9 protein-coding genes and 2 tRNA genes are annotated in these 11,759 nt (G+C 68.3%); 9 read left to right on the top strand and 2 right to left on the bottom strand.

Translation table 11 applies throughout. The annotated features are described in order from the left end of the window. Positions 1–90 precede the first annotated feature (90 nt). The gene (locus tag AC1DIP_RS07205; RefSeq protein WP_477733331.1) at positions 91–1,203 is read left to right on the top strand and encodes a branched-chain amino acid aminotransferase; all 1,113 of its coding nucleotides are present in this window, start codon (positions 91–93) and stop codon (positions 1,201–1,203) included. Between the two features lie 60 nt (positions 1,204–1,263). On the opposite strand, the gene AC1DIP_RS07200 is transcribed toward AC1DIP_RS07205, so the two are convergent. Continuing rightward, positions 1,264–1,857 carry a hypothetical protein gene (locus AC1DIP_RS07200; RefSeq protein WP_477733330.1) on the bottom strand — a complete coding sequence of 198 codons (594 nt, stop codon included), beginning with the start codon at positions 1,855–1,857 and terminating at the stop codon, positions 1,264–1,266. A 135-nt stretch (positions 1,858–1,992) separates the two neighbouring features. Between AC1DIP_RS07200 and AC1DIP_RS07195 the strand changes: the two genes are divergently transcribed. The 4 genes from AC1DIP_RS07195 to AC1DIP_RS07180 are packed head-to-tail and all read left to right on the top strand — an operon-like array spanning position 1,993 to position 5,912. Next, entirely contained in the window at positions 1,993–2,820 is an 828-nt protein-coding gene (locus tag AC1DIP_RS07195) for an MBL fold metallo-hydrolase (protein ID WP_477733329.1), read from the top strand. A gap of 5 nt (positions 2,821–2,825) precedes the next feature. Continuing rightward, positions 2,826–3,602 carry a fumarylacetoacetate hydrolase family protein gene (locus AC1DIP_RS07190; protein ID WP_056335278.1) on the top strand — a complete coding sequence of 259 codons (777 nt, stop codon included), beginning with the start codon at positions 2,826–2,828 and terminating at the stop codon, positions 3,600–3,602. A gap of 58 nt (positions 3,603–3,660) precedes the next feature. Beyond that, a complete protein-coding gene (gltX, locus tag AC1DIP_RS07185) occupies positions 3,661–5,175 on the top strand; it encodes a glutamate--tRNA ligase (protein ID WP_477733328.1) in 1,515 nt (504 codons plus the stop codon). Continuing rightward, a complete protein-coding gene (locus AC1DIP_RS07180; RefSeq protein WP_477733327.1) occupies positions 5,175–5,912 on the top strand; it encodes an HAD family hydrolase in 738 nt (245 codons plus the stop codon). The genes gltX and AC1DIP_RS07180 overlap by 1 nt, the downstream gene beginning before the upstream one ends. Before the next feature lie 67 nt (positions 5,913–5,979). Here the strand turns inward: AC1DIP_RS07180 and AC1DIP_RS07175 are convergent, their stop codons facing one another. Beyond that, the gene (locus AC1DIP_RS07175; protein WP_477733326.1) at positions 5,980–7,545 is read right to left on the bottom strand and encodes a hypothetical protein; all 1,566 of its coding nucleotides are present in this window, start codon (positions 7,543–7,545) and stop codon (positions 5,980–5,982) included. A 302-nt stretch (positions 7,546–7,847) separates the two neighbouring features. Between AC1DIP_RS07175 and AC1DIP_RS07170 the strand changes: the two genes are divergently transcribed. The 4 genes from AC1DIP_RS07170 (at position 7,848) to AC1DIP_RS07155 (ending at position 11,759) form a co-directional block, all read left to right on the top strand. Next, positions 7,848–7,919 (top strand) — tRNA-Gln (locus AC1DIP_RS07170). Between the two features lie 128 nt (positions 7,920–8,047). Continuing rightward, a tRNA-Glu gene (locus AC1DIP_RS07165) sits at positions 8,048–8,123 on the top strand. Between the two features lie 253 nt (positions 8,124–8,376). Beyond that, the gene (locus AC1DIP_RS07160; protein WP_477733325.1) at positions 8,377–10,146 is read left to right on the top strand and encodes a dynamin family protein; all 1,770 of its coding nucleotides are present in this window, start codon (positions 8,377–8,379) and stop codon (positions 10,144–10,146) included. Further along, complete coding sequence (locus tag AC1DIP_RS07155; protein WP_477733324.1) at positions 10,143–11,759, top strand: GTPase; 1,617 nt, start codon at positions 10,143–10,145, stop codon at positions 11,757–11,759. Before AC1DIP_RS07160 ends, AC1DIP_RS07155 begins: the two co-directional genes overlap by 4 nt.

Below are 11,759 nucleotides of genomic sequence, written 5' to 3'. Positions count from 1 at the left end.
CGCCGGCATCGGGCGTAAGCTTTACTCGAATCACCAAATGCCGCCTTCCCGTTCAGCGCTGAACCCCGGGCGGCCGATCGTGGAGGAACCATGACTCAGACCGCCCATGGCGTCGAATTCACCCGGCAGCCCTCGGAGAACCCGAAGTCTGCCGAGGAGCGTGCAGCCATCCTGGCAAACCCGGGATTCGGCAACTACTTCACCGACCACACCGCCATCGTCGACTACAGCGTGGACGCGGACGGCAACGGCGGCTGGCACGACGCCCGGATCGAACCGTACGGTCCGATCGTGCTTGATCCCTCGGCTGCCGTGTTCCACTACGGCCAGGAGATCTTCGAAGGACTCAAGGCCTACCGGCACGCCGACGGCTCCGTCTGGACCTTCCGTCCCGAGGCCAACGCTGCGCGCCTGAACAAGTCGGCCCGCCGGCTTGCCCTGCCTGAACTGCCGGCCGAATACTTCCTCGGCGCCATCCGGGAACTGGTGGCCGTGGACAAGGAATGGGTGCCCGCCGGTGACGGCGAAGCCCTGTACCTGCGGCCCTTCATGATCGCCACCGAGGCCTTCCTGGGTGTCCGGGCCGCCCGTGAAGTGTCGTTCCGGGTGATCGCCTCGCCGGCCGGCAACTACTTCGGCGGCGAGCTCAAGCCGGTGTCCATCTGGATCTCGCGCCAGTACGCCCGTGCCGGCCGCGGCGGCACCGGCGATGCCAAGTGCGGCGGCAACTACGCGGCCTCGCTGATCGCCCAGCAGGAGGCGGAGGCCAACGGCTGCAAGCAGGTGCTGTTCCTGGACCAGGCCAACGACAACGCCGTGGAGGAACTGGGCGGCATGAATGTGTTCTTCGTCATGAAGGACGGCTCGCTGGCCACGCCTGCCCTCACCGGCACCATCCTCGAAGGCGTCACCCGGATGTCAGTGATCCAGGTGGCCAAGGACATGGGCCGCGAGGTGGCTGAGCGGAAGATCACCCTGGACGAATGGCGCGACGGCGTGGCCTCCGGGGACATCACCGAGGTCTTCGCCTGCGGCACCGCGGCCGTGATCACCCCCATCGGGGTCCTGAAGGACGCCACCGAGTTCATCGGGTCCGAGGACGCCAAAGCCGGCGAAGTCACCATGGCTATCCGCGGAAAGCTCCTGGGCATCCAGACCGGCGCCGAGCCGGATACCCACGGCTGGCTCACCCGCCTGGCATAGTTCCAGGCTTCAACGCACGACGGCGCCTGCCGGACTTTGGTCCGGCAGGCAGCAGGTTGGTCAGCGGCGGGCTGCCTTGCGCGCAGCGTTTTTCATGGCTTTGCGCGAGACCGGCTTGAGGGCCTTCCGGGCCGCCTCTTCCGCCAATGCCCTGTTGCGCCGGGCGTCGATGAGGTCGTTCCAGAGCGTGGTGGCGAAGACGCCGCCGTCCTGGGCGTAGACGTCATAGGGATAGCCGGCGTACACGGAGGGCGTGGTGCCGCCGGTGAACAGGTCCTTCCCGTTGGCCTTGGCCACGGCGTCGCCAACGGCCCAGGTGCGCGTCAGGTGGCTGGTGAGGTTCTCCTGCACGAACACGTTCGCATCGCCTGACCGGGAGGCCGCTTCCAGCAGCGTCTCCAGATCCGCCGCCAGCAGTGCCGAGCCGGCCTGGTCCGCGGGAGCGGAGGCATCGGCCAGTTCCGCGGCGATGCCACTGACGGCATCGGTCCAGTCCTGGGTTTCACGGAACTTTTTCCAGGTGGGGAACCAGACGATGCCACCCGTGGCGTGGTTGTGGACGTGCAGCAGCCCCGTGGCCTTTTCGGTGGCCGAATGGTCGTGGCCGTCGGTGTCCGCCTGGGCGAGAAGGTCTGCGAGGGATGCTGTGCTCATGGGTGGTATCCAGGCTTCCTGCTGAAGGTCGTGGTGCTGTCTTTGGTGCCAACCCGTGGCCCGTGCCGTTCTATTCCGCTGCCGCGGATGTGCGTGGGCTGGGGGAGGGCCGGCCGGTGATGCAAGGATGGGTCCGTGACTATCGATCCCGGCCCGGTCCTGCAGCGGAGCAGCGCGCTCACGCAATTCTTCCTTGCGCCCAATCCGGGACCCATGAGTTTGGACGGCACCAACTCCTATGTCCTGCGGGGGGCGCCGGACGCCTCCGCGGTGGTGGTGGATCCCGGACCGGAGGATGAAGCGCACCTTGCCGCACTGGCAGGCGCCGGCCCCGTGGAACTGATCCTGGTGACCCACCGGCATGCGGACCACACTGCCGGGTCCGCCCGCCTGCACGGGCTCACCGGCGCACCTGTCCGCGCCCTGGACCCCCGACATTGCCACGGCGGGGGAGGGCCCCTGGCGTCCGGGGAAGTGATCCGGGCCGCGGGGCTGGAGATATTGGTGGTGGCCACGCCGGGGCACACCTCCGACTCCACCTGCTTCCACTTGCCGGCGGATGGGCGGCACGGGTCGGTGCTCACGGGGGACACCATCCTGGGCCGGGGGACCACCGTGCTGGACTATCCCGACGGGATGTTGGGCGATTACCTCGCGTCCCTGGACCTGCTCGAGGCCCTGGGACCCGCCACGGTACTGCCTGCGCACGGCCCGGTGCTGCCGTCCCTGGAGTCTGCGGCCCGCGGCTACCGGGCGCACCGGGAGGAGCGGCTGGCGCAGATCCGTGCCGTGCTTGACCGGCTGGGCCGGGACGCGTCCGTAGGGGAGGTGGCTGACGCCGTCTATGCCGACGTCGGCCCTTCCGTCCGGCGTGCGGCCGAACTGTCCGTGGCCGCGCAGCTTTCCTACCTGCGCGGCGGCGGAAGCGGAGGGCGGGCGGCGCCTGCGGGGACGGTAGGGTAGGAGCCATGCGTATTGCCAGGTTTGTCGTCGATTCCGATCCCCTGTACGGCGTTGTGGAAGGTGAGCCAGGCAGTGAGGAAATCACTGTTATCCACGGCGACCCTTTCTTCAACGGTGTGGAGCGCACGTCCGTGCGCCACAAGCTGGAGGACGTCCGGCTGCTTGCACCCATCATTCCGCGCAGCAAGGTGATCGGCGTAGGCCGGAACTTCGTGGAGCACGCGCATGAGCTCGGCAATGAGGTGCCCGCCCAGCCGCTCCTGTTCCTGAAGCCCAACACCGCCGTCGTCGGTCCGAACGATCCCGTGGTGTTGCCGGAGTTCTCCGAGGAAGTCTCCTTCGAAGCTGAGCTGTGTGTGGTGATCGGCCGCATCTGCAAGGATGTGCCGGAAGACCGTGTGGACGATGTCATCTTTGGCTATACCTGCGGCAACGACCTCACTGCCCGCGACGTGCAGAAAACCGACCTGCAGTGGACCCGCGCCAAGGGCTTTGACACCTCCGCCCCGCTGGGTCCCTGGATCGAGACAGACCTGGACACCGAGGACCTGCAGATCCAGGGCCGGCTTAACGGTGAGGTGCGCCAGGACGGCAGCACCAGCCAGATGATCCGCGGCGTGCGGGAACTGGTCTCCGTGGTGTCGCAGGCGTTCACCCTGCTGCCCGGCGACGTGATCATGACCGGCACCCCGGCCGGCGTGGGGCTGGTCAAGGAGGGCGACCGCTTCGAGGTGGAAATCGAGGGCATCGGCCGGCTGTCCAACCCCATCGTCCGCCGCTAGCGCTCCACCCGCAGGGCGGGAAGCCGCGCCCTGCGGGGCGGGTAAAGTTGAAGCCACTATGAGTATCGCTTCTTCGTCACCTGCCGCCTCCATTCCGCCCGTCACCGCCGAAACGCCCGTCCGGGTCCGTTTCTGCCCGTCACCGACAGGCACCCCGCACGTGGGACTGGTCCGGACGGCCCTGTTCAACTGGGCCTACGCGCGCCACACCAAGGGCACGCTGGTTTTCCGGATCGAGGATACGGACGCGGCACGGGACAGCGAGGAAAGCTACCACCAGCTGCTCGACGCGCTGAAGTGGCTGGGCATCGACTGGGACGAGGGCGTGGAGGTGGGCGGCCCGCACGAGCCGTACCGGCAGTCCCAGCGCGGCGACATCTACCAGGACGTCATCAAACGGCTGCGCGAGGGCGGATTCATCTACGAGTCCTTCTCCACCCCGGAGGAGATCGAGGCCCGCCACCGCGCCGCCGGCAGGGACCCCAAGCTCGGCTATGACGGCTTCGACCGGCACCTGACGGAGGAGCAGCTGGCCCAGTACCGGGCGGAGGGGCGGCAGGCTGTGCTGCGCCTGCGCATGCCGGACGAGGACATTACGTTCACCGACCTGGTCCGCGGCGACATCACCTTCAAGGCAGGATCCGTCCCCGACTTCGCCGTCGTACGGGCCAACGGCGCACCGCTGTACACGCTGGTGAACCCGGTGGATGACGCGCTGATGGGCATCACGCACGTGCTCCGCGGCGAGGATCTGCTCAGCTCCACGCCGCGCCAGGTCGCCCTCTACCGCGCCCTCTACGCCATCGGCGTTGCCGAGTACATGCCGGAGTTCGGCCACCTGCCCTACGTCATGGGCCAGGGAAACAAGAAGCTCTCCAAGCGCGACCCCGAGTCCAGCCTGTTCCTGCACCGCGAGCGTGGCTTCATCCCGGAGGGACTGCTGAACTACCTGTCCCTGCTGGGCTGGTCCCTCAGCGCAGACGAGGACATCTTCACCGTGGAGCAGCTCGTTGAGCATTTCGACATCCATGACGTCCTGGGCAATCCTGCCCGCTTTGACCTGAAGAAGGCCGAAGCCATCAACGGGACCCACGTCCGGATGCTGGAACCCAAGGACTTCCGCGACCGCGTGGCACACTACCTGCGCGAAGCCGGCCTGGTGGGGGAGATCCTCACCGACCGGGAGGAAGAGATCCTCACCGAAGCGGCACCCTTGGTCCAGGAGCGCATCACGCTGCTGGGGGAAGCGCCCGAGATGCTGGCCTTCCTGTTCAAGGCGGACGACGCCGTCGACGTTGCCGACGACGCGCGCAAGGGCCTGCCCGCGAACCTTTCCGAGGTGCTCGATGCTGCCCTCGCCGCGCTGGAACCGCTGGCGGAGTGGACGGCGGAGAACATCCAGGCCGCGCTCAAGCAGGCCCTCGTGGAGGACATGGGCATTAAGCCGCGCCTCGCGTTCGGCCCGGTCCGCACCGCGGTCTCCGGCCGCCGCGTCTCGCCGCCGCTGTTCGAGTCCATGGTGATCCTGGGCAAGGAGTCATCCTTGCGTCGGCTCCGCGCCTTCCGCGGCTGATGGCCGCCCCCAGCCAGGCCCGCACCGGCGTGCTGCAGACGCCCTTCGGCGCTGTCCGCGGCGTCCTGTTCGACATCGACGACACCCTGGTGGACCTCGAATATTCGATGACCACCGCCTTGCGCGAGGTCAGTGAACACCTCCTTCCCGGCCTGGACCAGGCCGGGTGGGAGCGGTTCGGCCGCATCTTCACCCACGAAACCACCCATTACTACGACCGGTACCTGGCAGGTGAGCTGACGTTCAACGAACAGCGCCTGCTGCGCGGCCGGGCGGCGCTGGGGCACTTCGGTGTTGAACTGGCCGACGGCGAGGAATCCCACCGGTGGCTCAGCGCCTACGTGGAGAAGCAACCAGCGTACGTCAAGCCGTTTCCCGACGTGCTGCCCCTGCTGGATGTCCTGGACAGTGCGGGCATCCCCTACGGGGCAGTGAGCAACAACGTCCACGATTACCAGCGGGCCAAACTGGACGGCGCCGGGCTGGAACGGATCATCCACCTGGTTGGCACGGACACCCTTGGCGTGGCCAAACCGCACCCGGCAATGTACCTGGAAGGGGTCAGGCTGCTGGGCACGCCCGCTGCCGAGACACTATACGTGGGTGATAACCGGCTGCTGGATGCCGAAGGCTCGACGGCGGCCGGCCTGGTGGGCGTGTGGCTCAACCGCGGGGGCGAAGTCGTCGAGGATTTCGACGGCGGCATCGTCGCCTCCCTGGCCCAGCTGCTGCAATAACCTCCGCACGCAACAACCGCGGCCCTGTCCCGGGACCGCGGTTGTTGCCCCGGCAGTGCGTCCGCCGTCAGGCCGCGGCGGCTGGCCGCATGGAACGCCTGCGCAGGAGCAGGTAGGCCCCGACGGCGGCGGCCACCAGAAGTGCCACCAGCAGCAGCGCGACCACAGGACTGTCCAGCCACGACGACGGCGAGACAGCGGCCACTTTGGAATGCAGCTCCTGCGTGCCGGCCGCGATCCTGGAATTGCCGTCGGCCAGTTTGCCCGCACCGTCGGCCAGTTTGCCCGAGCCGTCATCAAGCTTGCCGTTGCCGTCGGCCAGCTGCCCGGTTCCGTCAGCGAGCCGGGCTGATCCCGCCTGCAGCTGCCCGGTACCGCGGCTCAGCGCCACGGTACCGTCCGAGAGCGCCTCGGTTCCGGCCAGCAGGCCCGGGTTCTCCGGGTCGCCGCCGCCGTTGATCCCCGCGCTGAGTTTGGTGGTGCCGTCCTGCAGGTTGTTCGCCGCGTAAATCAGGCCCGGGCTGTCCGGGTTCCCGGGGACGCCGTCCATTCCCACCCTGATCTTCGCCGTACCTTCCGCCAGCATGGACGTGCCCAGCACCACGCCGGGGTTCTGTGGGTCCGTGGCATTGAGCTTTTCCGCCAGGGTGGCGAAGCCCGCCTTCAACCGGCCCGCACCGTCGTTCAACTGGCCCGCCCCGGCGGCCAGGGTGCCGGTTCCGGCCTTGAGCTGCCCGGCACCGTCATTAAGCTTTGCTGCCCCCGCATCCAGCTGGCCCGCTCCCGCATACGCACGGCGGCCGCCGTCGGCCAGCTTTGCGATCTGGTCCTTGATCACCGCCAGGGGCACCAGGCCCTGGGGACCGTTCGCGGCCGCTTCAAGCTGGTCCAGGCCCTGGCTGAGCGCGGCGAGTCCGTCGCCCTTGGTGGGGTCGTTGCCCGCACCCGGGTAGCCCTTCAGCTGGGCTGTGCCGTTCTTCAGCGCCGCAGTCCCCGCGCTCAAGCTCGTGGCACCGGCGTCGAGCTGGCCCGCGCCGCCCGCGAGCTGGCCCGTGCCCGCTGCCAGCTGCCCCGCGCCGTCGGCCAGGTTGTTCGGCGCGTTTCCACCGGCTGTGGGAGTCAGCGCCGCTGAGAGGGCCACGGCGCCTGCCTGGAGCTTTCGGGCGCCGTCATCCACCTGGTACACGCCCGGAACAAGTTTGTTCAGGACATCGTTCTGCAGCTTCGTGGTGCCGGCATGCAGCTTGTCCACCCCGGGCGCGAGCTGGTCGCGGACTCCGGAGAAGATCTTTCCCGCTCCCGCCTGCAGGGCGGCGGCCCCGGTGTTCAGTTCAGCGCTGCCGTCCTTGACTTTGACGGAACCGTCTTTCACCTGGACAGCGCCTTTATTCGCTGCACCGGCCCCTGCGGCCAGCTGGCCTGAACCGTCCTTGAGCTGCGACGCTCCCGCGGCGGCCTGCTCGGCGCCGTCCATCAGCTGGGCGGCGCCGTTGGAGATCTGTCCGGTGAGGTAGGTGTAGAACGCAAGGAACAGGACGAGCAACAGGGACAACGCGATGATCGCGATGGACTGTGACCGGGGTCTGGGTTTTGCTGCGGCAATGGTTGCTGTGCGGGTTGTCAACGCTGACACTTCCTAACTTTCCGCCGGACGACGCTGCCCGGGGGCGAAACCGTGGCTGGTAGGGCGTTCCCGTTTTCCTCGTGGGTGACCCAACATGCGGGGCAGGGAGATTGTTACCGATGGGTAACTTACTCGAGGGTAACCATAGGACCGGAGGCTGGGCAAGGGTTTGTTCCAATCGGTCCACGCAGTGGTCCGGGGGCACCGCGGCACCCGATTTGTGCGAGCCGAAAGTCTCGGGTAAAGTAATTTCTCGTGCTGAGGCGCACGGAGCAGGGAAAAAGCCCTGAAAGCCGGCCCGAAAGTGCCATTGGGATATGGTGTAATTGGCAACACTACGGTTTCTGGTACCGTCATTCTAGGTTCGAGTCCTGGTATCCCAGCTCTGGTTTAGTGGCTGATTTCAGCCGCAGGACAGGCGGTTTCAACTCGGTTTTCCGATTTGAAACCACGGCAAGGTGTGTGAAATACTCACTGAGCTTGAGCAGCGGAAACGCTGCCGAAAGTACACGGCCCCATCGTATAGCGGCCTAGTACGCCGCCCTCTCACGGCGGTAACGCGGGTTCGAATCCCGCTGGGGTCACCATCGGAAATGGTCCCGGGCAGCAGCCCGGGGCCATTTTTGTTATCCCGACAACAGAGGCTGCCGGCCCGAACGCCGCATCACGTCCTGCCGTGTTTTTGGGAACGCCCCATCACGTCCTGCCGTGTTTTTGGGAACGCCCCATCACTTCCAGTCATGGGTACGGAAAGCTTCATGCCTGCCGCCGGGGTAGGTCCCGGCTTACCGACGCGCCGCGGCCGCTCTCCCCAAACGCCCCAACTGGCATGATGTTGCTGTGACCTCCCATGACGAGCACGGCCGCCCCTCCCAGCCATCACCGCACGCCATGGCCGCGGTGATGCTCCTGGAGGAAATCCGCGCCGGGCTGGACGGTGTCACGCTTCCGCTGGCCCTTCCGGGCGCCGACCAGGCCCGCCGCGACACCATTGCCGCGAGGGCCCAGTTGGACGACTACATCCTTCCGCGGTACCGCAGCCTGGATGCACCACTGCTTGCCGTCGTCGGCGGTTCCACGGGGGCGGGCAAATCCACGCTGGTGAATGGACTCGCAGGGCACCCCGTTACCCGCGCAGGCGCCATCCGCCCCACCACCCGCCAGCCCATCCTGCTGCACAACCCCGCTGAAGCAGCCTGGTTTGAAGGCCAGCGCGTCCTGCCGGGGCTGGCCCGCATCCGGGGAACGCTGGCGGCCGGTCCGTCACCTTCAAGCCGGCCCGGGGACCAGTCCGGGGCCGCAGACTCGCTGGTGCTGGTGGCCGATCCAGCAGTGCCCGCCGGCATCGCCCTCCTCGACGCTCCCGACGTCGACTCCATTTCGGACCACAACCGCCTGCTCGCGGGACAGCTGCTGGCAGCCGCGGACCTCTGGGTCTTCGTCACCACCGCCAACCGGTACGCCGACGCTGTCCCGTGGAAGCTCCTCCTGGATGCCGCTTCGAGGGACATTATGGTGGCCGTGGTGCTGGACCGGGTGCCGCAGGGCGCCGAAGCGGAGGTGAGCCAGGACCTCCGGGGCCTGCTGGACCGCGAAGGCCTGGCCGGAAGCCGCCTGTTCATCATCGCCGAAACAGTCCTGGATACTCAGGGGATGCTGCCTGCCGGTGCCGTGGTTGAGTTGCAGGAATGGCTGGAGTCGCTGGCCTCCGATGCCGCGGGCCGCGCCGACGTGGCCCGCCGCACCCTGAACGGGACGGTCCGCGCACTGGCCCAGCGGATCACGGACCTCGCAGGGGCCGTGCGTGAACAGGAGCGCGCGGCCGCGCGGCTCGAAGCCGACGCCGTGGCGGCGTATGAAAATGCGGCCGCCCGGATCCTGGAGGCAACCCGGGACGGAGCACTGCTGCGCGGCGAAGTCCTGGCACGCTGGCAGGACTTCGTGGGCACCGGCGAGTTCTTCCGGACCCTTGAGCAGAACGTGGGCCGGTTCAGGGACCGCCTCGGAGCGTTCTTCCGTGGCGAACCCGCGCCGGCGGTGCGGGTGGAAACGGCCATTGAGACCGGCCTGCAGGCGGTTATCGTCGACGAGGCTGCCAACGCTGCCGAGGACACCGACCGGCGGTGGCGCTCGGACCCGGCCGGCCGGCAACTGCTGGCCGCGGATGACCTGTCCGGGACTGCGCCCGGGTTCGCAGACCGGGCGGCCGCGGAGATCCGGGCCTGGCAGGAAGCATTGATGGAGCTGATCCGCACCGAGGGCCAGGGCAGACGCACGCAGGCGCGCTGGCTGTCGTTCGGCATCAACGGCCTTGGTGCCGCACTGATGATCGTGGTGTTTTCGATGACAGCGGGACTGACCGGTCTCGAGATCGGCGTGGCCGGCGGTACCGCCGTCGTAGGCCAGCGCCTGCTGGAAGCCGTTTTCGGCGAGGACGCCGTGCGGCGGATGGCGGACAAGGCCCGCGAGGACCTGGCCGCGCGCTGCGAGGGGCTGTTGCAGGACGAGCAGCAGAAATTCCTGCAGCGGCTGCCGGTCGGCCACCCGTCCCTGGCGCAGACGCTGGATGCCCAGGCCGGAGAGCTTGCGCGGTTGGCGGAGCGCGCGTGAGCCGGCACGGCGCGGCACGGGAGTCCTCGCGGCTGGACGGCCGGCTCCAGGGCCTCCAGGACGCCCGCGAACTGGGGGAGGGCGTGCTGCCGGACCAGGTGCTGCAGGAGGCGTTCGATGTCCTGGAGCGGGCAAGTTCGCGCCGCTCCCTCTCCGGTGACCACACCGTGGTTGGTTTCTTCGGCGCCACGGGAAGCGGCAAGTCGTCGCTCTTCAACGCCGTGAGCGGCGCGGAAATCGCGACGGCGGCCGCCCGCCGTCCCACCACGTCGGAACCGTTGGCAGGGGTCTGGGGAGCAACGGGCAGCGAAGCCCTCCTCGACTGGCTGGAGGTGGGCCACCGGCACCACGCCGCGCCCGTGGAGGGCTTCGCGGACGAACGGACCGGGCTGATCCTGCTGGACCTCCCCGACTTCGACTCCACCCGCGCCGCCAACCGCGAAATCGTGCAGCGCATGGTGGGCATGGTGGACGTCCTGGTCTGGGTGCTCGATCCGCAGAAGTATGCCGACGCGGCCGTCCACAACGGGTTCCTTGCACCCCTTGCGTCCCATGGGGCCGTCACGCTTGTGGTCCTGAACCAGGTGGACCGGCTGCCGGAGCACGATGTGCAGCCGGTCCTTGACTCGCTGCACGCGATCCTTGCCGGCGAAGGGCTGGGACAGGTCCGGGTGCTCCCTGCGTCCGCCGTGACCGGGGCCGGAATCGGTGAGGTGCGCGCAGCGATCCATAAGGTGGCAGTCCAGCGGCAGGCCCAGTCCCGGCGGCTGGAAGCGGACATCAGTAAAGCTGCGGAGGATCTTCGGCTGGCTTCCGGTGACGGTGACGCTGCAGGGACCCGCTCCGCGGCCAAGGCAAGGCTCGCTGACGAACTGGCCATTGCGGCCAACGTGCCTGCCGTGGTGCGGGCCGTGGGGCAGTCGTACCGCCTGGAGTCCGTGCGCCGTACGGGCTGGCCGGTAACCCGTTGGCTTTCCCGGTTCCGGGTTGACCCGCTGCGGCGGCTCAACCTGCGCAGCAGTGCTCCTGCCGGCCTGAACCGGACATCATTGCCGCCGGCCGGTGCGCCGGAGCGGGCACGCACCGACGCAGCGGTCAGGGAGTTCGCGGACTCCGCCAGCGCTGGAGCACCCGGCCCGTGGCGGGCAGCGATCCGGGGGGCGGCCAGGAACGGTCGGGAGCGCCTGCCCGATGCGCTGGACCAAGCCATTGCCGGAACGGACCTCGGTGCCAACCGCAAAGCGTGGTGGTGGGGCGCGTTCAACGTGGTGCAGTGGCTGGCGCTGCTGATTCTGCTGGGCGGGTTGGGCTGGCTGGGCGTCCTGGCTGGGCTCGGCTACCTTCAGCTGCCGGTGCCGGAGGTGCCCCGCGTGGAGGGATGGCCGGTGCCCACCCTGATGATTGCCTTCGGCTTGGTGTTGGGAATCGTCCTGGCGATCTCCGGGCGGTTCATTGCGGCCGGGGCCGCCCGGGCCAGGGCTGCCAGGGCGCGACGACGGCTCAACAGTGCCGTGGCAGCGGCGGCGCAGGAGCTGGTGGTGGAACCGGTGGAGGCGGAGGTTGCCCGGCTTGCGGCCTTCACCAAAGCGCTGAAGAAAGCCGGCCGGGCCTAG

Source organism: Pseudarthrobacter sp. 05T312, assembly GCF_056396685.1.
The sequence above is the reverse complement of the archived record's forward strand: the minus strand, read 5'-3'. Positions and strand labels throughout refer to the sequence as shown.